This window comes from Nitrosospira briensis C-128, assembly GCF_000619905.2.
GTDB classification, from domain to species: domain Bacteria; phylum Pseudomonadota; class Gammaproteobacteria; order Burkholderiales; family Nitrosomonadaceae; genus Nitrosospira; species Nitrosospira briensis.
Genome location: NZ_CP012371.1, coordinates 1,187,911 through 1,210,179 on the forward strand (window position 1 = coordinate 1,187,911; position 22,269 = coordinate 1,210,179).

24 protein-coding genes are annotated in these 22,269 nt (G+C 53.1%); 15 read left to right on the forward strand and 9 right to left on the reverse strand.

Annotated features, from left to right (window positions below; all coding sequences use genetic code 11):
- The first annotated feature begins 121 nt into the window (after window positions 1–121).
- From F822_RS05415 to erpA, 3 genes are read left to right on the forward strand one after another with little or no spacing between them, the layout of a single operon-like run.
- The gene (locus F822_RS05415) at window positions 122–724 is read left to right on the forward strand and encodes a DUF6776 family protein (RefSeq protein WP_082204679.1); all 603 of its coding nucleotides are present in this window, start codon (window positions 122–124) and stop codon (window positions 722–724) included.
- 10 nt (window positions 725–734) lie between these two features.
- A complete protein-coding gene (locus F822_RS05420; protein WP_025040416.1) occupies window positions 735–1,148 on the forward strand; it encodes a bactofilin family protein in 414 nt (137 codons plus the stop codon).
- Between the two features lie 56 nt (window positions 1,149–1,204).
- Window positions 1,205–1,573, forward strand: a complete 369-nt coding sequence (gene erpA, locus F822_RS05425; RefSeq protein WP_036575187.1) for an iron-sulfur cluster insertion protein ErpA — start codon at window positions 1,205–1,207, stop codon at window positions 1,571–1,573.
- Between the two features lie 125 nt (window positions 1,574–1,698).
- Here erpA and F822_RS05430 read toward each other — a convergent pair whose 3' ends face one another.
- Window positions 1,699–2,799 (reverse strand): anhydro-N-acetylmuramic acid kinase, encoded by a 1,101-nt coding sequence (locus tag F822_RS05430; protein ID WP_025040418.1) that lies wholly within the window; start codon window positions 2,797–2,799, stop codon window positions 1,699–1,701.
- A 50-nt stretch (window positions 2,800–2,849) separates the two neighbouring features.
- The gene (locus tag F822_RS05435) at window positions 2,850–4,166 is read right to left on the reverse strand and encodes an OapA family protein (RefSeq protein ID WP_036575288.1); all 1,317 of its coding nucleotides are present in this window, start codon (window positions 4,164–4,166) and stop codon (window positions 2,850–2,852) included.
- A 378-nt stretch (window positions 4,167–4,544) separates the two neighbouring features.
- Between F822_RS05435 and F822_RS05440 the strand changes: the two genes are divergently transcribed.
- The 10 genes from F822_RS05440 (at window position 4,545) to F822_RS05490 (ending at window position 15,182) form a co-directional block, all read left to right on the forward strand.
- Entirely contained in the window at window positions 4,545–5,702 is a 1,158-nt protein-coding gene (locus F822_RS05440) for a sensor histidine kinase (protein WP_025040420.1), read from the forward strand.
- A 144-nt stretch (window positions 5,703–5,846) separates the two neighbouring features.
- Window positions 5,847–7,331 carry an apolipoprotein N-acyltransferase gene (gene lnt / locus F822_RS05445; protein WP_025040421.1) on the forward strand — a complete coding sequence of 495 codons (1,485 nt, stop codon included), beginning with the start codon at window positions 5,847–5,849 and terminating at the stop codon, window positions 7,329–7,331.
- Window positions 7,332–7,384: 53 nt separating this feature from the next.
- Window positions 7,385–8,290: a glycine--tRNA ligase subunit alpha gene (gene glyQ, locus F822_RS05450; protein WP_025040422.1), complete on the forward strand. Its 906-nt coding sequence runs from the start codon at window positions 7,385–7,387 to the stop codon at window positions 8,288–8,290.
- Window positions 8,287–10,422: a glycine--tRNA ligase subunit beta gene (gene glyS / locus F822_RS05455; RefSeq protein WP_025040423.1), complete on the forward strand. Its 2,136-nt coding sequence runs from the start codon at window positions 8,287–8,289 to the stop codon at window positions 10,420–10,422. Before glyQ ends, glyS begins: the two co-directional genes overlap by 4 nt.
- A 1-nt stretch (window position 10,423) precedes the next feature.
- Window positions 10,424–10,957, forward strand: coding sequence for a D-glycero-beta-D-manno-heptose 1,7-bisphosphate 7-phosphatase (gmhB, locus tag F822_RS05460; protein ID WP_025040424.1), 534 nt, complete (start codon window positions 10,424–10,426; stop codon window positions 10,955–10,957).
- A complete protein-coding gene (locus F822_RS05465) occupies window positions 10,954–11,703 on the forward strand; it encodes a lysophospholipid acyltransferase family protein (protein ID WP_025040425.1) in 750 nt (249 codons plus the stop codon). The genes gmhB and F822_RS05465 overlap by 4 nt, the downstream gene beginning before the upstream one ends.
- A gap of 92 nt (window positions 11,704–11,795) precedes the next feature.
- On the forward strand, window positions 11,796–12,572 hold the full coding sequence (locus tag F822_RS05470; RefSeq protein ID WP_025040426.1) for a M48 family metallopeptidase: 777 nt from the start codon (window positions 11,796–11,798) through the stop codon (window positions 12,570–12,572).
- Window positions 12,573–12,808: 236 nt separating this feature from the next.
- Complete coding sequence (locus F822_RS05480) at window positions 12,809–13,573, forward strand: hypothetical protein (RefSeq protein ID WP_025040428.1); 765 nt, start codon at window positions 12,809–12,811, stop codon at window positions 13,571–13,573.
- Between the two features lie 53 nt (window positions 13,574–13,626).
- Window positions 13,627–14,139: a hypothetical protein gene (locus F822_RS05485; RefSeq protein WP_197272883.1), complete on the forward strand. Its 513-nt coding sequence runs from the start codon at window positions 13,627–13,629 to the stop codon at window positions 14,137–14,139.
- A 74-nt stretch (window positions 14,140–14,213) separates the two neighbouring features.
- The gene (locus F822_RS05490) at window positions 14,214–15,182 is read left to right on the forward strand and encodes a type I restriction enzyme HsdR N-terminal domain-containing protein (RefSeq protein WP_025040430.1); all 969 of its coding nucleotides are present in this window, start codon (window positions 14,214–14,216) and stop codon (window positions 15,180–15,182) included.
- Between the two features lie 99 nt (window positions 15,183–15,281).
- On the opposite strand, the gene F822_RS05495 is transcribed toward F822_RS05490, so the two are convergent.
- From F822_RS05495 to F822_RS05510, 4 genes are all read right to left on the reverse strand, one after another.
- Entirely contained in the window at window positions 15,282–15,608 is a 327-nt protein-coding gene (locus F822_RS05495; RefSeq protein ID WP_025040431.1) for a hypothetical protein, read from the reverse strand.
- Window positions 15,609–15,723: 115 nt separating this feature from the next.
- Window positions 15,724–16,398, reverse strand: coding sequence for an O-methyltransferase (locus F822_RS05500; RefSeq protein ID WP_025040432.1), 675 nt, complete (start codon window positions 16,396–16,398; stop codon window positions 15,724–15,726).
- A gap of 281 nt (window positions 16,399–16,679) precedes the next feature.
- Entirely contained in the window at window positions 16,680–17,354 is a 675-nt protein-coding gene (locus F822_RS05505; RefSeq protein ID WP_025040433.1) for an epoxyqueuosine reductase QueH, read from the reverse strand.
- A gap of 4 nt (window positions 17,355–17,358) precedes the next feature.
- Window positions 17,359–17,559: a hypothetical protein gene (locus tag F822_RS05510; RefSeq protein ID WP_025040434.1), complete on the reverse strand. Its 201-nt coding sequence runs from the start codon at window positions 17,557–17,559 to the stop codon at window positions 17,359–17,361.
- 80 nt (window positions 17,560–17,639) lie between these two features.
- On the opposite strand from F822_RS05510, the gene lptM reads away from it, so the two are divergent.
- A complete protein-coding gene (lptM, locus tag F822_RS15220; RefSeq protein WP_156304351.1) occupies window positions 17,640–17,804 on the forward strand; it encodes an LPS translocon maturation chaperone LptM in 165 nt (54 codons plus the stop codon).
- Entirely contained in the window at window positions 17,804–19,060 is a 1,257-nt protein-coding gene (lysA, locus tag F822_RS05515) for a diaminopimelate decarboxylase (RefSeq protein WP_025040435.1), read from the forward strand. Before lptM ends, lysA begins: the two co-directional genes overlap by 1 nt.
- A 47-nt stretch (window positions 19,061–19,107) precedes the next feature.
- On the opposite strand, the gene mgtE is transcribed toward lysA, so the two are convergent.
- The 3 genes from mgtE to aroE form a co-directional block, all read right to left on the reverse strand.
- Window positions 19,108–20,550: a magnesium transporter gene (mgtE, locus tag F822_RS05520; protein ID WP_025040436.1), complete on the reverse strand. Its 1,443-nt coding sequence runs from the start codon at window positions 20,548–20,550 to the stop codon at window positions 19,108–19,110.
- Window positions 20,551–20,676: 126 nt separating this feature from the next.
- Window positions 20,677–21,369: a monofunctional biosynthetic peptidoglycan transglycosylase gene (gene mtgA, locus F822_RS05525; RefSeq protein ID WP_025040437.1), complete on the reverse strand. Its 693-nt coding sequence runs from the start codon at window positions 21,367–21,369 to the stop codon at window positions 20,677–20,679.
- 32 nt (window positions 21,370–21,401) lie between these two features.
- On the reverse strand, window positions 21,402–22,229 hold the full coding sequence (gene aroE, locus F822_RS05530; protein WP_025040438.1) for a shikimate dehydrogenase: 828 nt from the start codon (window positions 22,227–22,229) through the stop codon (window positions 21,402–21,404).
- Between the last annotated feature and the right edge of the window lie 40 nt (window positions 22,230–22,269).

The following is a 22,269-nucleotide window of genomic DNA, read 5'->3' on the forward strand; positions in this document are numbered from 1 at the left end:
GTTTAAAAGAAAATCCGGCATATCCGCGTCGCGAGTGGCGGTCCGCCCGCAAACTCCGGCGTATGTCCGATGGTTGGCCATTGCCGTGCTTATCCTGGTGGCACTCGGTCTGTCGTGGGCAATGTATGATGCCGGGCGCAAGTTCGCAGGTTTCGACAAGAACGAAGTCACGTATGAGCTGGATCGCCTATCCCAGTTAAACACCGACCTTCAGCGAGATAATGAGGAATTGCGTGTGAGGTTAGCCGGACTTGATCGTCAGTTGCAGATGGATCTCGTGGCACGAGAAGATATCGCCAAGCAGGTTAAAACGCTGGAACACGAGAATACCCGTCTGAAAGAAGATCTCGCATTTTTCCAGAATCTTGGGTCAGCTCCCGGAAAAAACGAACAGCGAATTTCCATCGGTCGCTTGAAACTGGAACGAGGCAATTTTCCCGGAGAATATCATTACAGCTTGTTGTTGGTCCAAGGCAAGCAGCGCCCCGGCGATTTCCATGGTAGTCTGGAGTTCACCATCAATTTCCAGCAAAATGGTAAAAAAATGGCGATGCCACTTGCAAACGGCATATCAAATGCAGAGGTTAGCTTCAAGTTTTACCAGAGAGTGGAAGATATCTTCCGTGTGCCGCCCGATGCCATCGTGGAAAGTATGCAGGTGAAAGTGTTTGAAAAAGGTGTGGCCCAGGCTAAGCTGGTACAAACCGTCAATTTGTCCTTGTGAAGGAGAGAAAATGTTTGGGAAAAAGACAGGCAAACCCCAGAACCAGATCGATTCGCTCATCGGTGCAAGCACCCGGATCGACGGCAATATAAGCTTCAGTGGCGGTTTGCGCGTAGATGGCCATATCAAAGGTAATATTACCGCGCTGGGCGACAAGCCCAGCACTTTAGTGCTAAGCGACGAAGCAATCGTTGAAGGGGTCATCCAGGTGTCTCACGCGGTTATCAACGGCACCGTAGTCGGCGCCGTACAAGTGAGCGAGTATGTGGAACTACAAGCCAAGGCCAGAGTCTCTGGAGATATACACTACAAAACCATGGAAATTCAGCTTGGCGCATCCGTTCGAGGAATGCTGCATCATCAGGATACGATGCAGCTCGACAATAAGGTGGTGACGTTAATACCGGCTTCCCACAGTGATTGACCTTTGTTTAGTAGCAGGGGATAATTTTTCTTGATTAATTTTATTTGCGAATCAATATGAACGCATCAGCAGACGCGAATTTGGCCGCAGAAATGCAAGTTCCCTTGATCTTTACCGATAATGCGGCAAGCAAAGTCCGACAATTGATTGAAGAAGAAGGGAACAATGAACTCAAACTGAGAGTATTTGTGGCGGGCGGAGGATGCTCCGGTTTCAAGTACGGCTTCACGTTTGATGAACTGACGAGCGAAGACGACACCGTAATGGAAAAGAACGGCGTGAAACTTCTGGTAGACCCGATGAGCTTCCAGTACCTCGCAGGAGCGGAAATCGATTATCAGGAAAATGCCGAAGGTGCGCAGTTTGTCATCCGAAACCCAGGCGCTGCCAGCACTTGCGGTTGCGGATCTTCATTTTCTGTCTAATCCTGCTCAGTTCTGCTGATTCAATTTAAACAAGATCATTTACAAATAAAAACGGAAGCGCAGGCTTCCGTTTTTATTTGTAAATGATGATTGCATCACGGGTAAACCGAGGCCGAGGTAAAACCTTAAGCCGGGTAAATTGCACCGAGTAACCTGGCGCCCCTGGCGCCGGTTACCGCAGGCAGATTGGCGGGAACCCCCTGGATGACTTGCTTAGCCAACCAGGCAAAAGCAAACGCTTCCAGCCAGTCCGCATCGATGCCAAGGCTGTCTGTCAATTCCACTTTCCTGCCAGGCAGTGCTGTTCGCAGCGCGGCAACCAACATACTGTTACGCGCCCCACCTCCGCACAAATAAATTTCTGCTGCATCCGGGAAATAATCGAGTACCGGCTTGGCAATTCCCAGAACGGTTAACTGTAGCAGGGTGGCCTGTACGTCCGCCGGTGCCTCTTTTCCAGTTAAGCAACCCTCCAGCCAGGCGAGATTGAATGTTTCCCTTCCCGCGCTTTTGGGGGGCGGAAGAGAAAAAAATGGAAGTGTCAGAAGTTTTTCGAGCAGGCCCTGTATTACTCTTCCCGACCGGGCCCATGAGCCATTTTCGTCATATATCTTGCCGGTATGTTGCAGGCACCATGCGTCCATCATCATATTGCCCGGTCCGCAGTCGAACCCGATGACCTCTCCCCGGGGCGGCAGGCTGGTGAGATTACTAATCCCACCGATGTTGACAACGAGACGATGAGTTTGAGGATGGGTGAACAAGATATGATGAAACGCCGGGACCAGCGGTGCACCCTGGCCTCCCGCGGCTATATCACGGCTTCGAAAGTCTGCCACGACAGTGATGCCGCTGAGTTCAACCAGCAATGCGGCGTTGCACAACTGGATGGTATAAGCTCTTCCGGATTCCGGGCAATGACGCACCGTCTGGCCGTGGCAGCCGATCGCGGTAACGTCCTCTGGGTCTACGCCGCTTTCGGCAAGTAAACCGGCTACGGCCTCCGCATAGCGTCGTGCAAGCTCATTGCCAAGCATGGCGGCAGTATGCAGTTCATCATGGTCCGGATAGTGCAGGGCAAGCAATTGACTGCGAAGGGCTGCGTCGTATGGCAGATAAAAGGTGTGCAACAGTAACGCGGGAGACGGACTCAAGTCGGCCAGCACCGCATCTATCCCGTCCAGGCTGGTGCCTGACATGAGTCCAATATAGTAAGCGGCTTTCAAATTTTTCTGCCTGGACGCCTGGGGGTATCCAACCAAGGCCTAGCTCAAGACTAGTCCAGGAATGCGAGGCTGGTGCCGCGCAGCGCATCCAGCCTGGCCATCGACGACTTTGTATATTCGTAGAATGCGGCCATTTGCCGGGATGAGACAGGATTGGCGGTCGGCATCGCCACCTTCAAAGGGTCACGCTGGACGCCCTTGAACCGGAATTCATAGTGTAGATGTGGCCCTGTAGCCATTCCGGTTGAGCCGACATGGCCGATAATGTCGCCCTGGCGGACATGCTGCCCTTTTTTCAAACCCTTCGCGAAAGCCGACAAGTGGCCATAAACGGTGGAATACGACCCCTGATGCTCCAGGAAGATGACATTACCGTACCCATCCTGCCAGCCCGCAACCGCCACGATCCCATCGGCAGCGGCCTTTACCCCCGTGCCTGTCGGCGCGGCATAGTCGATCCCTTTATGGGCGCGCCATGTTTTCAGGATCGGATGGAAACGACCGCTGGAAAAACCGGAACTGATGCGGGAAAATTCCAACGGCGAACGCAGGAATGCTTTTCGCAGGCTCTTGCCGTCGGGCGTGTAATAACCGCTTTCCTCGTTGTCCGCCTGGAAATACAAGGCCCTGTAAGGCGTTCCCTGGTTAACGAATTCCACCGCCAGTACTCGACCCGCTCTAGCGGGCTCGCCATTGCCATAGAGCGAATCGTATACCACCGTAAAACGGTCGCCCTTGCGCAAATCGCGATGAAAGTCAATTTCAGACGCTAAAATATCGACAATCTGGGTAGCGATGCTGTCGGGCACACCTGCGCTGTCGACGGCGGCAAACAGCGAGCTGTTTATTACGCCGGATTTCATCTGAATGTGCGTCTCCAGCTTTGCCGGTTGTTCGCTCAGCTTGAATGCGCCGGCGGCCTTTTCCATCACCAACTGCTCACTGCCGCCGGGAAAATAGCGGAGTAAAAGTAGCTCGCCCGCTGCCGTGGTTTGCGCATGCATCGTTTTGCCGGCTACCAATTGGTGCACCGCCTTGATATCCCTTGTATCCCGGAGAAAACTGACTGCGTCCTGGGTATTCACGTTGAGGCGCGAAAGTAGCGTTGCAATGGTGTCCCCACGCTGGATGCGTTCCTGACGCCAGAATGTCATATCGGCGTCGGAGGTCAGGGGAGTTTCAGGAAGCTCGAGGCTGAGAACCACCTGCTCGATGGGTAATTCTTCTACGGAGGTATCCGGTGCGATACCAAAAGCGGCCATCATGCCGAATAAGGGAAAACTGGATAACAGAATGAGCCAGCGCAGCCTTTTTTTTGTCAATATCTGCGGCTTTTGCGCTAGAACACTACTTTTGTCGCCCTGCATGCTTTCCCCCACAACCGTTGAGGGCATAGAGTCTAACATAAAATTTGCCCGCTACGGGAAATGCAGACCCAGTTAACCGGAGTCGAGACATACTGTCGATGTCGGTTGAGTCATAACCAACTTTGCCAGGCTTTCGCAATGCCACCCAATGTTTACTTTTCGGTTCAGCGACAGCTATTGTATAATCCCGCAGCTTCAAGAAACACTGCGTAAATCACTACGTGGAGCTCAGAAACTCCAGCAGGCAATCCATCTTTTTCTCGGATTCAAGAGACATCCTTAGCGTAGTTGTTCTTCGAATTGCACCGATCTGAACCGCCATCTCTAATCCGTTGCATGGGCATTTAACCCCTCTGCGCATTTTTAGACGAGGACCGCATGTCTACAGAAGACCTTACGCTTGATTTACTGACGTACCATGCATTTCCCCGTCTTGCTTCCGCCCTGCGGTCACGCTCCGATGTCATCATACAGAAGTGGGAAACCGCCGTGCGTTCCATGCTGCCCGCGGCCGATGAACTCACTCTCCAGCAGCTTCGAAATTCACTGCCCGCGATTCTGCAAGAAATCATCGATGTATTCGAGTCGAATAAGCCTCGTGAAACCCGCGAGCTCATTGAAGGCAGCAGAAGCCACGGCTCTACGCGCTTTCATGAAAGCTACAACATAAGGGAGCTGATTATCGAATATCAGCTGCTTCGTAGAATAATCATAGAACAGGTTTCAGAGAACCTGAACGAGATGTTGGATGCCAGAAGCACTGTAGCCTTGAACATGGCGATAGATACAGCACTCCAAAGCGGCGTGGTTACGTTTACCGAAAACCTGCAGCAGCAGATTAAAGCTGCTGCCGAGGTTCAGTCCAGATATCTCTCTTTCTTGTCGCATGATGTTCGGAATCATCTCAACCGCGCGACGCTTCATCTGCAGCTTCTCACCGCAAAGTTTGCCCCGGCCCCGGAATATTCCGAAAGTGTAGAGAATATTCGCTCGGTCAATCGAGCCATTTTGCAGACAATATCGGGGATGGACCGGATACTACAGGCTGAACAGCTCCGGCAAGGGTCGATGGAGTCCCATATCCAGCCCGTGGATTTGAATTTCGTGCTGAGGGATGTCGCGAAGCAATTGTACCCTGAAGCAAAATCCAAAGGGTTGGAGTTGGACTTGGACGTACCCGGGGAAGCCCAAACAGAGAGCGATGAGGGTCTGCTGACTCTTATATTGCATAACCTGCTTTCCAACGCCATAAAATACAGCTCAAAGGGAAAAGTAAGAATAACTGCCCGAAACAGATCAGAAAGCGAAGAAGGAGAGTGGGTAGTCAGCATTAGCGATCAGGGGCCCGGCATCGCTCCGGAAAACTTCAAGTATCTGTTCGACGCCTTCAGGCGCGGTGATACATATGGCACCCCTGGAGTAGGACTGGGACTTTCCATTGCATCCCACGCCACCAAGCTTCTGGGCGGCATGCTGGAAGTCGAGTCGAGAATCGATGCCGGATCGACCTTCCGATTGAGATTGCCTCAGCGGTGAGCAATCGTCTCTCCTATACTTTCCCGGTTTTACAGGGTCACTCGTTATTGTTATTATTTTTGACGTACTCTACGTACCCGGCCAGCGAATCGGCCCACCCTGGACATCAACTGGCGGAATGAGTTATTGAAGCGTTTGAATAGAATCCGCACGGAATTCAGTATTTCCTTTCTGGTCGGCGCACTTACCGTTCTCGGTTTTGCGCCGTTTTATCTTTTTCCGATTCCCCTTTTCATGCTCGCATTGCTGTGCCGTTTTTGGCGCAGAAGCGCGACGCCCTTCGATGCGGCAATGCTGGGTTTCTCTTTCGGCATGGGCATGTTCAGCGCGGGAGTGACCTGGATTTACGTGAGCCTGCATGATTTTGGCGGTATGCCGATGGCGGCCGCGGTGTTCGCGCTATTTGTCTTGTGCGCTTATCTCGCACTGTTCCCCGCGCTGACAGGCTGGGTACTGAAAAAACTCCCGATCGCTTCGGCCTACGTCTGGTTTTTGGCTGCCGGCGCGCTGTGGGGGCTCTCCGACTGGTTGCGCAGCGTATTGTTCACCGGTTTCCCATGGCTGACGTTGGGCTATTCGCAAGCGCCGCAGAGCCCGCTGGGCGGTTTTGCTCCAGTAATAGGCGTCTATGGCGTATCAATGATACTGGTCTGCAGTTCGGCGCTCATGTGCCTGCTTTTTGAAAGAGAATTCCGCAAAAAAAATTATCTGCTCACGCTGTTCGCTATCTGGATTGCCGGCTTCGGCTTGCAGCATGTCCGGTGGACTGAACCACAAGGCGAGCCGGTAACGGTGAGCCTACTGCAAGGGAATATCTCCCAGGACATGAAGTGGCGCGCGGATCAACTCGTCAATTCCCTGGAAAGGTATGCCGCCCTTACACTGGAGAGTAACAGCCGCCTGATTGTCACACCGGAAATCTCCATACCGCTGTATCGTAAGGAGGTGCCGGCCAGTTACCTGGCGCAACTCGCCGCGCATGCGCGTCAGAATGACGGTGACATCCTGGTCGGCATGGTTGAAGTGCCGGAGGATGGCCATGGATTCTATAATTCCATGTTCAGCTTTGGCACTTCGCCCGATCAGAGCTACCGAAAACACCACCTGGTCCCGTTCGGTGAATTTATTCCCCTGAAATTCCTGTTCGGCTGGGTCGTCAATGTATTTCCATTGTCCGATTTCTCGCGCGGCGGCCTCGACCAGAAACCCATGAATATTGCCGGGCAAAGAGTGGCAGTGAACATCTGTTATGAAGATGTATTCGGTGAGGAAATAATTCAGCAACTGCCAGAAGCGACGTTGCTCGCCAACGTCAGCAATGATGCCTGGTTCGGCCGGTCCATCGGTCCGCGGCAGCACTTGCAGATTTCACAAATGCGCGCGCTGGAAACCGGCCGTTATATGCTGCGTGCCACCAACACAGGGGTTACCGCGATCATCAACGAGCGCGGTATCGTGCTGCAGGAAGCGGAAGTTTTTACCACAACCGCACTACATGGCTTGGCGCAGGGTTATACCGGTGCAACACCCTATGTCCGGTTCGGCAATAGTCTGCTATGGGGCCTTGCTGGAATAATACTTTTGATCGCCTTGTTGCCGGTTTTTCGCGGTACGCGTAAAAACCTGTAAAATCCCACTGTTGTGGTTGTTAAAACCACTATCACAATTTCTCAGGCGTTTTCATGCGCACATTCCAGGAAATTATTCTCACCCTGCAGCATTATTGGGACAGGCAGGGTTGCGCGCTGCTCCAACCCTATGACATGGAAGTGGGCGCGGGCACTTCGCACACCGCGACCTTTCTTCGTGCCCTTGGGCCCGAGCCTTGGAAAGCGGCTTACGTGCAGCCTACCCGGCGGCCCAAGGATGGCCGCTATGGGGAAAATCCCAACCGCTTGCAGCATTATTATCAGTTTCAGGCCGTGCTGAAACCGGCGCCCTGCAATATCCTGGAACTGTACCTCGGCTCGCTGGAAGAGCTCGGCTTCGATCTGAAACAAAACGATATTCGATTCGTCGAGGATGATTGGGAAAATCCGACCCTTGGCGCCTGGGGCCTGGGGTGGGAAGTGTGGTTGAATGGCATGGAAGTGACGCAGTTCACCTATTTTCAGCAAGTCGGCGGCATCAATTGCCGGCCGATTACGGGCGAGATCACTTATGGCCTGGAGCGCCTTGCGATGTATTTGCAAGGCGTGGAGAATGTGTTCGATCTCACCTGGACAAAAGGGCTCTCCTATCGCGATGTATACCACCAGAACGAGGTCGAACAATCCACCTACAATTTCGAGCACAGCGACGTCGATTTCCTGTTGACTGCTTTCTCGGGTCACGAAAGACAAGCCAGATATCTGATGGAATATGGACTGGCATTGCCGGCTTACGAACAGGTGCTGAAAACAGCGCACGCTTTCAATCTGCTGGATGCACGCGGCGCCATTTCCGTTACGGAGCGGGCTGCATACATGGCGCGAATTCGCGACCTCGCCCGCAACGTGGCGAAAGCCTATTATGAGAGCCGGGAACGCCTGGGTTTCCCCATGGCGCCACGCGAGTGGGTCGAGCAGTTGACGGAGAATGTCGCTTGAGTAACACAGCCAGAAGCGTGCTTATCGAGTTGCTTGTCGAGGAGTTGCCACCGAAGTCACTGAAACAGTTGGGCCAGTCATTTGGAACATTATTGTTTCAGGGATTGCAAAAACTGCATAATCTTGGAGACGACTCGCAACTGACAATATTTGCGTCTCCCAGGCGTCTTGCCGCGCATATGACCCACGTTCTGGACATCGCCTTGCAACCTTCGCGGAAAGTAAAGCTCATGCCGGTATCGGTTGGGGTGGGTGCGGATGGCGAATACACCCCGGCATTTCATAAAAAGCTGCGGCAAAGCTGCGGATACCTTGATGATGTACATCGCAGCGTTCTCGAGGAGCGAATTTCACGCGAATTTGAGGGAAAGACTGAATTTCTGTTCCACACGGATGAGGCCGTCGGGATACCTGTAGCCGTAAACGTGCAGCAAGTTCTGAGTACTTTGATCACCAAACTTCCGATCGCCAAACTGATGACTTATCAATTGGCCGATGGCTGGACGACGATGAGTTTTGTGCGTCCCGCACATGGCCTGGTCGCACTGCATGGCATCGAGATCATACCGGTCGGCGTGCTGGGCTTGACAGCCGGACGCGAGACACAAGGGCACCGCTTTGAAGCCAGGGCCAAGACGGTCGTGCTGCGAGATGCGGACTGTTATGCGCAACAGCTTGAGAGCGAAGGCGCGGTCATCCCCGGTTTTGCTGCGCGTCGCGATGAGATAGTGCGACAGCTTAACGTGGCTGCCGTAGCGGAGGGTCTGAAACCGGTTGAGGATGAAGCCTTGCTGGATGAAGTGACAGCCCTGGTTGAACGTCCTAACGTGCTGATGGGCAAATTTGAATCCGAATTCCTGAGTGTACCGCAGGAATGCCTGATTCTGACCATGAAAACCCATCAAAAGTATTTCCCGCTGCTGGACGCAAACGGCAAGCTCTCTCATAAATTCCTGCTGGTATCGAATATCCGGCCGGCCGATCCCAGCCAGGTCATCGATGGGAATGAGCGCGTGCTGCGCTCACGTTTGGCGGATGCGAAATTCTTTTTCGATCGGGATCGCAAGAAAAAGCTTTATTCGCGTGTGGCCGGACTGGATAAGGTCGTTTATCACAATAAGCTCGGCACCCAGGCGGAGCGGGTGGAACGGATATGGGCGATTGCGCAGGCGATGGGTTTGCACCTGGGGGGTAATGAGCTTGCAGCGCAGGCAGGAGAAGCGGCGATGCTGTGCAAGGCGGATCTGCTCACCGATATGGTGGGTGAATTTCCCGAACTGCAAGGTATCATGGGACGTTATTATGCCAAGCACGACGGGTTGCCGGATGACGTTGCGTTTGCCATCGAGGATCACTACAAACCACGGTTCGCAGGCGACGAATTGCCGCGTAATATGACCGGCACCTGCGTGGCATTGGCGGATAAGCTGGAAATACTGATAGGCATGTTCGGTATTGGACAGATTCCGACCGGTGACAAGGACCCGTTTGCGTTGCGCCGTCACGCGTTAGGCGTGACTCGCATTCTGATCGAAAAAAAGCTCCAGATCGCTCTGGAAGAAATGATCAAAATTTCGAGCGGGGTCTTCAATAACACGATTAAATTTGGCGACGCCGAATCTTGCCGGTTACTTGATTTCATCTATGAACGCATGTCCAGCCAATTGCGCGAACAAGGTTACTCGGTACAGCAGATCGAGGCAGTCATTGCGAAAAGGCCGCAATTATTGATGGAGATTCCGCAACGTCTTGCCGCGGTACGCGCTTTTTCCGCCTTGCCCGAAGCTGAAAGCCTTGCGATTGCCAATAAACGGGTAAGCAATATTCTGAAAAAGGTGGAGGGTTCGGTCAACGGCACGGTGAACGCCGAACTGCTACAGGAACCCGCCGAGCGGGCGCTGCATATCGCGCTCAACAGTGTGATGCCTAAAGCAGATGTTGCCTTCGATCGAGGAGAGTTCGGTTTGGCGTTACAGGAACTTGCAGTGCTGAAAGCACCTGTCGACGCATTTTTTGACAATGTGCTGGTGAACACCGAGGACCCGGCGCTGCGTGCCAATCGCCTCGCATTATTAGCCCAGTTGCAACATGCCATGAATCGCGTCGCCGATATTTCCAGGTTGGTGGCTTGAAATGAAATTGATCATCCTCGATCGCGACGGCGTCATCAATTATGACAGCGACGCTTTTATCAAGACGCCTGATGAATGGAAACCCATTCCCGGCAGCCTCGAAGCGATCGCCCATCTCACCCAGGCAGGTTATCGCGTCGTCATTGCAACCAATCAGTCGGGCATCAGCCGGGGATTACTGGATATGGTGACGCTCAACGCCATTAATGACAAGATGTGCAAGGCAGTCAATCAAGTGGGCGGGCGCATCGATGCGATGTTTTTCTGTCCTCATGCCAATACGGACAATTGTAATTGCCGCAAGCCGGCGACCGGAATGTTCAAGGAGATCGCCGATCGCTTTGGCCTGGAGCTGAACGGCGTACCGGCGATCGGCGATTCGCTTCGTGATTTACAGGCCGCGGCCGAAGTCGGCGCCATACCGATTCTGGTACTTTCAGGCAAAGGTAAAAAGACCAAGGCGAAGGGAGGATTGCCGGAAAATACCCGGATTTTTCCGAATCTCTCAGCGGCCGTCGATGCGCTGACACAATGACCTCGATTTCGGTAGTGCTCCGCTCGACGCTATATAGTCTATTGCAAATCATCATTACTCCGCTTTATTTCGTAATCATACTGGCTTCGTTCCCGCTCTCGCCGCACAACCGCTACCGCATCACTTCCGGCTGGGCACACCTGATGCTGTTTTTGCTCCGTGTTGTCTGCGGCATCCAGTATCGCGTGATCGGCGCGGAACATATTCCCCAAATGCCCAGCATTGTGCTCTCCAAGCATCAATCGGCGTGGGAGACACTCGCGTTTCAGCTGATATTCCCGCCCCAGGTGTGGGTCCTGAAAAAAGAGTTGCTGCTGGTTCCATTTTTTGGCTGGGGATTGGCCATGACCAGCCCCATCGCCATCGATCGCAGCTCGAAAAAAGCGGCACTGAAACAGATCGTCAGCCAAGGGAAAGACCGGCTCAAGAAGGGTTTCTGGATAGTGGTTTTCCCGGAAGGCACGCGCATAGCGCCCGGCAAAAAAGGCAGATACGGCATTGGCGGCGCATGGCTTGCGACGCATACCGGCGCGCCGGTCGTACCGGTTGCGCACAACGCGGGACGGTTCTGGGGCAAGAATGCGCTTATCAAACTGCCCGGCACGATTACCGTAAGCATCGGCGAGCCGATCGACCCCACAGGCATGGAACCTGGCGACCTCAACGCCCGCGTGGAATCATGGATTGAAGCAGAGGTGGCACGCATCGATGATCCCACTTCAGGCAATCGCGAATCCGGCCGTTAATTCCATTATGTTTCAGTTCCGTACTATGACTGTTAAAGTTTTTTTCTACTTGACCTTCACTTGGTAAGGTTCCTATTGCCGGATTCAGGATAATGCATGACGAAAAGAAACCACTGCCCCAACGTTTAAACCAGCGTCCAAAGACAAGCAAACTTGCAGCAAGCGAGCAACGCCGTATCAGCCTGAACGGCAAAGATGTAGCGTATGTCCTCATGCGCTGCAGGCGAAAAACCATCGGCATGAAAATCAACAGTGAGGGATTAACGGTTCGTATTCCGCCGCGAGAACCATTGTGTTGGGTCGAATCGGTATTGCAAAAACGAGCCGATTGGATCGTAAAAAAACTCGACGAATGGAAGAATAAAAAATCGAACAAGCCCGAGTGGGCCGAAGGCGCAATTTTCCCATTGCTGGGCGAACCCTGGCAGGTGAGAGTTACCACTGCCGGGGTTGTCCAAATGGTTCCAGCCACGGTGAACACAGCGGTGGAGGAGACGCAGTTGAAATTACCACTCCCATCCATGCTGACCGCCCACCAAATCGAAAAAGCGGTAATGGACTGGTATCGTCATCACGCCATGTCATGTTTCAGCGAACGCATCGTGCTGTATGCACATAAGCTTGGCGTGGCGTTGCCACAACTACGGTTATCGCGGGCAAGAACCCTATGGGGAAGTTGTAACTCGCGCGGCATCGTTCATCTCAACTGGCGGTTGATCCAGAAACCGCTCGACTTGGTGGATTATGTCGTGGCGCACGAGTTGTCGCATCTCATTGAAATGAACCATTCCAAGGCGTTCTGGCAAACGGTGGGGAGTATATATCCGGATTATGCGGCGGCCAGGAAGAAGTTGAGGGGGGTTGGGTGATGGCAAGGTCCGAATGCTGCACTTCCTAATTTTGGCGACGGTGTCGGACGTTCATTTTTGGAAAGTGCCAAAAGCTCTCATTTACCTGCCGATAACTATCAGATATGATAAATTGATAATGGGTAATAAAAACCATCGCACACCATCAAAATACCAAATCACTATGTGTGTCAGTACTATTAGAAAAATGACTGGACAAAGGGCGGTTGGGCATATCCACATAGCTGGTCGCATATATGATTGGATTTAGAGCTCGCTATTCGCTGGCCCAGTTTCTCGAACTTCACGAGACAGCTTTCATCGTAGTATTGGTGAGCAAACACGACATTCTCATTTCTGTTGAAGAAGCAAGGCTGCTCACTGAACTCGCTGAATGCTTGCGCTCCGCTAGCGATGAAAAATTGCTGTCTCTTGTCGAAGAAATAGCTCGAACTGCTGGTGACCTTCGTGCTCGTGTGAACCAAAAGTACAGGCACGACGAGCGGTTTTCCGACCTGTGCCGTTGTTTACAACTCGATGGCTACATTATTGAAAATAATAACCTCACACAGGCTGATCCATCAATCAGTGATGCTCCTTCTCTTGACGATGATCTTCTTCAAGAACTGAAGGCCTCTGGTTTGTCTGACGCAGAGGAAATTGCGAAAAAGATCAACACATCGTCTGATTCATTTCGGTCGTCACCGCCAAATTACAACGCCTGCCTCAATGACATCCGCGTTGCTCTTGAAACACTGGTTCGTGCAATTGCCACTACTCAGCAATCGGCTGATTCTCCGCCTTATGAGCAAACTAAGTGGGGTTCTGTGCTCAGTTTCTTGAAGGCGGTCGGATTTATCACTCAAGAGGAGGAGAAGGGCCTCGCGGGCGTGTACGGCTTCATTAGTCCCGGGTCACATCGGCCTGTGGGTATCTCTGAAGAAAAAATGGCTCGGCTCGGTCGATCACTTGCGCTTAGCATGTGCTGGTTCTTGGTCAAGAGCTATCGAACTGCACCGTGAGGCAATACTAACTCATCATTCCATCGAACCTGAGCGAAAAAAGATGCAGGCCGGTGAGTTCAAGCGTTAGGTCGCCAATGCACGCCGACGCAATCCTTGTCAGCATGCGTGAGGCACTCGCTGCCTGCGCACACCCTAGGCTGTTCGAGACAGAGCGCGGCTTCCAAGGGCAACTCATGGTGGAACTCTCGAAACGCATTCATCTGCCAGAGCAAGCCATTCTCGAGCAGGAGTATCAGAAGCGTCTCAGTTCTCACGGCCTTAATATTCGACCAGACATAGTCATTCACGAGCCATATGATCGAACAAAACATTCAAGCCGCGCGAGCGGAAATATCGCAGTGATCGAATTGAAACTAAATGCAAGCGCCAGCGAAGCTACAGCCGATTTTGCGAATCTTGCCGCGATGCTCAAAGTACTTCGCTATCCACTTGGAATCTTTGTCAACATCGGTTCTACTGAAACGTATGGCACACTCGTACCGGAAAGTGCAAAGGGCCATATCGTTACGTATGGAGTCTCTATTGCGAAAGGAAAGGTTAGTGTCGTTGAAACGCGAACCTAGCCATTCCATTAGGCAGGCAGATACGGGGCAAACCTGTGTCTTACCGTTCATGTCAAACACCAAGCGTCGAAAGCATGTTCACTAATTTTGATCCGGCGCTTCTAAGCGATCCTCAATTTAAGGAGGATTCCGTTCGTGAGGTGCTCATTGCACCAATGCTGACTCGACTGGGGTATCACCCATCAGGGCCCACGCGAGTAATTCGCAGCAAGACATTGGTTCATCCATTCATCTATGCAGGAACACGTAAACATCCCGTCACCATCATTCCGGACTACACGCTGCTGCAGGAGGAGAAAACTATTCTAGTGCTCGATGCAAAGAGTCCAACGGAAAGCGTCCTTAGTAAAGAAAATGTTCAACAAGCGTATAGCTATGCCATACATCCTGAGGTCCGATGCCAGCACTTCGCACTATGCAATGGAAAGGCCCTAGCCGTCTTCAGCGTCGAACAGCCAGATCCATTGCTTCTCATTCCGTTTGAGGAATTCGAATCCAAGTGGGACATAATTGAAAAGTACATGGCTCCACGGTTTCTTCTAGAACCGGCGTTGCGCAAGTTTGCTCCTGATCTTGGATTCAAGTTCTCACGTATGGGGCTTGCAGAGGATACAAAGATTGTTATGCTCGGCGTACGTCTCGGCTTATTCGCCCGTGTGAGCGATCAACTGATCACAGCGTCCACTAATTGCGATTTTGGTGGCGAAGCCCATTGTGTGAGTTACGATTTCTCTCCCGAGTTTCTTGCACCAATTCTTGCTGGATTGCCGGCACCACTGGCAGAGGCGTTTCGTGAAGCTCTTAGTCACTCACCCTTTCTAGCCCATGGCGATCTTGTGATTGAGGTGGATCTAAATGCACATCTCGGCCCTGAAATTGAGGGTCAAAGTGAAGCATTTATCCCACTGCTTGTCACCGAGGTTTTAAACTCAAGATTCAATCCAGACTTGATGCCAAACAAGCCGACAGACATCCCCCTTCATGTTTTTAGTCTCCGTAACGCATTCCAAATTCGGCGTCACGGTGTCCAAGGCGATGCCTAAGAATAAAAAATGTGGGGTCAAGTCTCGTTTCTTGTCCATGCGAAAGATTGCTATCGCCTGTCGGCTCCCACCAGTCGGTCATGTCGGTGTCAAGCGCGTTCATGCAATCCATGCCAGCCCGCCTCTCGGCCTTTTACTGTCCGGGCTTGCCTCGTCTAGCCTGACTACTGCCAGCCGCTCCAGCAACCCGGCGTCCTGCATGTAACCCTCGTCCTCTTGCCCAAACAGGTCGAGCCGTATCAATCCTCCCGCCGCCACATATGCTTCCACTCCAACAAAATTGGCCGGCGGACTCGTGCATCTGTTGACTTGAGGAAAATCTATAGGAAAATCTATAGGGTCAGACTCGATTGGTCTTTTTTCTTTCCACGGATAGCCTTTGGCAGCCTTCGTAAAATCAGACGTTAGAGGTTCTGTGAACAGCATCGGGGACAGACTGAGCTAGCCCCTGCTCATTCATGAGATTTCCTCGTTTTCAATGCAATAACTGTCGCCTGAAAACCCCCGCCCAGCCTGGAGGGGATTCCGAGTCACATTCCGCTCAGCCTGTACCTGTAAAAATCGAGACCGACAAACCATCCCATCCCTTTATTCCCACTGTCTGAATCGCAGTCGAGTTCAATCGTGGTTCGGCGGCCAGAAGTTCAAAAAAGTGCCGCGTTCCCTGCACGTCCGGGTCGCTGCTGTCCGCATCCATCACCCGGCCCTTGCGAACGACATTGTCGCAAATGATCAGCGTTCCCTGCCGCGACAGCTTCAGCGCGCCCTTCAGGTACACCGGATTGTTTTCCTTGTCCGCATCGATGAATACGAGATCGAACGGCTCCACATGATCGGCTGCGAGCTTTTCCAGGGTATCGGCAGCCCTGCCGACAATGACCGAGACAATATCCGATAACCCGGCCGCCTCGATATTTTTTCGTGCAACCTCCGCATGGGCGGGGCTCACCTCCAGCGAAATGAGCGAGCCGCCAGGCGGGAGCGCCCGCGCCAGCCAGATGGTACTGTACCCGCCCAGGGTGCCGATTTCCAGGATGCGGCGGGCGCCCCGAATTTGCGCCAGCATGTGCAGCAGCTTCCCTTGGTTGGGTGCGACATTTATCGACGGCAACCCTGCGTCGGTACAATGCTTCAGCGCTGCTTCCAGCACCGGGTCGGTGGGTATCAGCATCTCCGAAAAATACGCGTCGACGGCGGACCATTGTTCCAGACTCATGCTGAATGTCTCCTTCTTGTTTTTTTATCGCAAATGCGCACGGCATGCAGTCCGCTTTCCGGCAAGCCCGAACTCACCTCATGGCGCGCTCCAGTTAACCAATAGCTATCTTCTTCATGCGAAACATCGCCCCCATGGCGCTTCGCGACCTTGCCTAACTGGGATCATTCAGCAGCTTGAACAAAGCGCTCGAAATCAGTCTTTGCTTTTCGATCAGGGATCGGCTGCTTCATCAAGACCTGACAGCCGACTGAACGGGTGAGAACAAATTCCGCAGGTTGCTAGCTCGACGGCTCATCCTTCTCCGTCGGGAAACCATAAAACTGGGAGCCGAGCTCGATCAGGGAGCGGCCCTGGCTTCTCCGGTGCCGGTTGGTATCGCGCAGTGAGTAGACGCAACCACAATACTCCTGCTGATAAAACTCCTCCCGCTTGCTGATTTCGATCATGCGCGCGGAACCGCCACCCTTTCGCCAGTTGTAATCCCAGTAGACCAGCCCGTCATAGCGCCCTGCCGCGCGGCGGCCGCAATCGTTGATCTGCTCCATGTTCTTCCAGCGCGAAATGCCGAGAGAACTTGTTATCACCGGAAAGCCGTTCTCGAATGCATACAGCGCAGTGCGTTCGAAGCGCATGTCGAAACACATGGTGCACCGGATGCCACGTTCGGGCTCCCACTCCATGCCTTTGGCGCGCGCAAACCAGTTTTCCGTGTCGTAATCGGCATCTATGAATTCGATACCGTGCTTGTCCGCAAACCGGATGTTTTCATTCTTGCGCAGAAGGTATTCGCGCTCGGGATGAATGTTGGGGTTGTAGAAAAAAATGGTGTAGTTGATCCCGGAGACCAGCATGGCCTCCATGACTTCCCCCGAGCAGGGCGCGCAACAGGAGTGCAGCAATACCTTCTTCTCGCCGCCGGGTGGGATGAGGCTCGGTCTTTTCGTTTCGTCCATGGCATTAGGCTAACAGACTTGCTTGTATTTTTCCACCGGCAGCCGCCTTTTCCGGGATGCCGGGAAAGCTTTTCTTTGGTTCGAGCTCCGCGTCTGCCGCGCTGGCGGAAGATGATTCACGCAGCGTAGCCGGCGAAAGCAAAATACCCTGGCTGCCTCGATAAATCACGCTCTGAAAACGCTGAGGGCATTGCTCTGAGGACATTGCTGGAAAACCTCGGGACGTATTCAGCGCTTGCTGGCCTTTGTGTTAGTATTTCCACCTCATCATTCCTGGGTTAACCCATGCGTACGCTTTCTTCCGTCGTCGTGACAGTCATGCTGCTCAGTGCCTGCGGCCTTAAAGCGCCTCTCTATCTTCCGCAGAAAGCGCCGCCACAGAAATCGTCCACCCCGCAGCAGTCACCTGCCCCCCAGCCTCAACAGCCTTCAGATGAAGAGAAGATGTAGTGAGCGGCTTTCCTTCATTCAGTTATCGCAATGGCAGGCTATGTGGTGAATCGGTTGAGCTGGACCGCATTGCCCGGGAATTTGGCACGCCTTGCTATATTTATTCGCGCGCCGCGCTCACTGCCGCTTACCGGGAATTCGACGCCGCTTTTGGCGCGCGCGACCACCTGGTGTGCTATGCAGTCAAGGCCAATTCCAATCTGGCTATTCTCAATCTGTTCGCCCGCCTCGGTAGCGGCTTCGACATTGTCTCGGGCGGTGAACTACAGAGGGTGCTGAAAGCCGGGGGCGATCCGAAAAAAGTCGTTTTTTCGGGAATCGGCAAGCGGCCTGAAGAGATGCGGGCAGCGCTTGACGCAGGGATACTCTGCTTCAATGTGGAATCGGAAGCGGAGTTGAGAGTATTGAATCAGGTCGCCGGAGAGATGAATAAAATCGCGCCCGTGAGCCTGCGGGTCAATCCTGATGTCGATGCCAGAACCCACCCGTATATTTCCACCGGCCTCAAGGAGAATAAATTCGGCATTCCCTTCGATGAGGCGGAATCGCTTTATGTTTCATCCCATGAGTTCTCCAACATATGCATTACCGGACTCGATTGCCACATCGGCTCACAGTTGACCGAGCTCAATCCTTTCATCGAAAGCTGCAAAAAAATGCTGAGACTGCTAGACCGTCTCGAAGCACAGGGCTTGCAAATCGATCACCTGGATTTGGGCGGCGGGTTGGGAATTCGTTATTCCGGGGAAAATCCGCCCCTCGTCCGGGAATATGTCGATGTGCTGTGTGCCGAGGTTGGTCAGCGTAAGCAGCGCATCCTGATCGAGCCTGGCCGCGCCTTGGTGGGAAACGCCGGTATATTGCTTACGCGGATTGAGTATCTCAAGCATACGCCCCATCGCGACTTTGCCATTGTGGATGCGGCGATGAATGATCTGATGCGCCCGGCGTTATACGATGCTTATCATGAAATTCTTCCCGTTATTACCGAGAATGACATTGGCGCTAAAACTTATCAGGTGGTCGGCCCCGTTTGCGAAACGGGCGACTTTCTGGGGCATGACCGGAACCTCGCATTGCGCCAGGGAGATTTGCTTGCGATCATGTCCACAGGGGCATACGGCATGAGCATGAGCTCGAATTACAATACTCGTCCCCGCGCCGCCGAAGTGATGATCGATGGCGACCATGTTCATCTTATTCGCGAACGCGAATCCATAGAGCAGTTGACCGCCGGTGAGAAAATCCTGCCGTAGCTTAGCACTGCACAGTTTCAACTGATGCGATGCCGCTCCTGAATTTGTTACACCAGAAAAATGGTAGCCAGCCCCAGAAAAATAAAAAAACCTCCACTATCGGTAACGGCGGTAATCATCACGCTGGAGCCTGCCGCCGGGTCGCGGCCGAATTTATGCAGGGTCAGCGGTATCAGCACACCCACTGTTGCCGCCAGCAGTAAATTCAGTATCATTGCCAACATCATTACCAGGCTCAAGGGAATGCTGCGGTAAATAAGGAAAGCGAATATCCCTACCACGCTGCCCCACATCAGGCCATTCACGGCGCTCAAACTGATTTCCTTGCCAAGCAGCATCCGGGCATTCCTTGGGTCAAGTTGCCCCAGGGCAAGCGCCCGCACAATCATGGTAATTGTCTGATTGCCGGAATTGCCACCGACCCCGGCAATAATCGGCATCAGCGCCGCCAGCGCTACCAGTTTTTCAATCGAATCTTCGAATACGCCTATCACGCGCGAGGCAATAAAAGCGGTCACCAGATTAATGGCCAGCCATGTCCAGCGGTTCTTCAAGCTTTTCCATACCGGTGCAAACAGATCCTCTTCCTGCCGCAGGCCAGCCAGGCTCAGCGCTTCGCTTTCAGATTCCTCGCGGATAAAGTCCATTACCGCATTAACGGTCACGCGCCCAACAAGCTTGTCTTCCGCATTTACCACAGCGGCCGAAACAAGGTCATAGCGCTCGAACGCCTGCGCCGCCCGATGCGCCTTCTCATCGGGGTGAAACACGGTCATTTCGGTGGTCATCACCGAAGCGACCTGCGCGCCCGGATCGCTGACCAACAGGCGGTTCAGCGGCAACACACCCTTGAGATACTCTTCCCTATCCACGACGAATAACTGGTCGGTATGATCCGGCAATTCATCCAGTCGCCGCAAATAGCGCAGCACCACTTCCAGCGTCACATCCTCACGAATGGTCACAACGTCAAAATCCATCAGTGCGCCGACCGAGTCCTCCGAATAAGACATGGCGGCGCGCAATTTCTCGCGCTCCTCCATCGGAAGCGACTGGAATACATCATCAAGAATATAACGTGGAAAATCCGAGGCGATGTCGGCAATTTCGTCTGCGTCAAGCTGCTCCGCCGCGGCCCGCATCTCGCGCCTGTCCATCGTGGCGATCAGCGTCTCACGTACCGCGTCTGAAACTTCCAGAAGAATTTCGCCGTCACGCTCCGCGTTGACCAGGTCCCAGATCAAAAGGCGGTCTTCGAGCGGCATCGCCTCCAGAATGTGCGCAATATCCGCAGGGTGAAGCTTGTCCAGGAACTTTTGCAGCTCAGCCAGATTCTGCTTATCCAGCCATTCTTCCTCGAACTTCCGGTCTGGCGCTGCCTGGGTATGCGCAAGGCTCTCGGCCAGCCTGTGCTCGTGCAACAAATAGACTACCCGTTGCAGATGCTCCTGCAGATTTTCTGTTTCCCTGAGGTTGTTTGCTTTTGTCATAACGGGTCGCCCTGGAACCGGATGGCCTGATTGTAGGGAAAAATTAGGTCGGATATTATGACAGCGGGGGTGCGGAATGCAAAATAAGCATTACTCCATCCGCCGCATTCCAACCCTTTTATATTTTCAGGGAATTTGTGCCGATGCCATTCGGCTGAGGATGATCCCGGTTTTCTTCGATAGCCAGGGGGTATTACGGTGCTTGTCGTAAAAGCGAGGGTTGGTAACCATGGCCGCAAGGCGGGCAGCTTGTTCCGCAGTAATTGAAGAAGCGGAAACGCCATAATAATAGGGGATGGCAGCCCCTGCCCCGAACACTCCGTTTCCCCATTCAATCACATTCAGATAAATTTCCAGGATACGGCGTTTGGACATCACGTTTTCCAGCATCAATGTGATGATGGCTTCCTGAATCTTGCGCCCCGGGGTTTTTTCACTGGAAAGAAATAAATTCTTTGCCAGTTGCTGACTGATGGTGGAACCGCCCGCAACAAGCTTGCGCTTCTTCACGTTTTTCTGATACGCATTCTGAATAGCATCGAAATCGAACCCTTCGTGCGCCAGGAATTTGCTGTCCTCCGCAGCGATGATCGCCCGCTTGAGATTGGGAGAAATCCGTTCGTAAGGAACCCATTGCATGCGCAATGCCGCCGCTGTATTTCCTTGCCGTAATATTGCCAAACGATCTTCCATGAAGGCGCTGGAAGAAGGGTTGTAAGAATTCCAATAGACGACATGGCCGAAAATCCAGGATTGATAGGCGAAGACGATGCCAACAAGCAGCAAAAAGAGGCGCCAGAACCAGCGCTTGAAGAACATTCTCATGCGTTTGCTGCCGCAACCTTATATTTTCAACGTATCGCGCCATGCGATCCGAGCATTTCAATCACCGGCTTTGTTCGTGGTCTCAGTCCACGCCACAGGAAGAACGATTCCGCCGCCTGCTCCACCAGCATGCCGATACCATCAGCCAAATGAGTTACGCCCTGTTGCTTTGCAAATTGCAGGAAAGGGGTATACCCATTGCCGTACATCATGTCGTAAGCCAGCGATGCACTGGAAAAAATGCCGGACGGCAGCGCTGGAAGTTTACCATCCAGGCTGGCAGAGGTGGCGTTAATGACGAGATCGAATTTCGTTCCGCCCAGATCATCGTAACCGGCGGACACGATGTTTCCATAGCGCGAAAACCGCTGCTGCAGCGCATCGGCTTTTTGTCTGGTACGATTGGCGACAGTCAACAGGCAAGGGTTGTGTTCCAATAAGGGCAACACTACACCGCGGGCCGCTCCTCCGGCGCCCATGAGCAGAACCTGCTTGCCTGCAAGTGAAAATTGCAGATTGGCTACGATGTCACGCAATAATCCGGCACCATCGGTGTTATCACCGAAGATGCCTCTAGCATCAAACGCCAGTGTGTTCGCCGCCTCCGCCGCCTCTGCCCGCTCGGTCAGGCGAGTGGAAATCCTGCAGGCTTCAAGCTTGAACGGAACAGTGACGTTCACACCTTTGCCGCCACGCGCCCTGAAACCCGCTATCGTTGCAGCGAACGCATCCATCGGCGCCAGAATGGCCTCATAATGTATATCTTGACCTGTTTGCCGCGCAAACTCGGCATGAATCAGCGGTGACTTGCTGTGGGCAACAGGGTTGCCGATGACGGCATAGAAATCGGTCATTAGCCAACTGCTTGAATGGTAAAAGATATACGAACGGCGG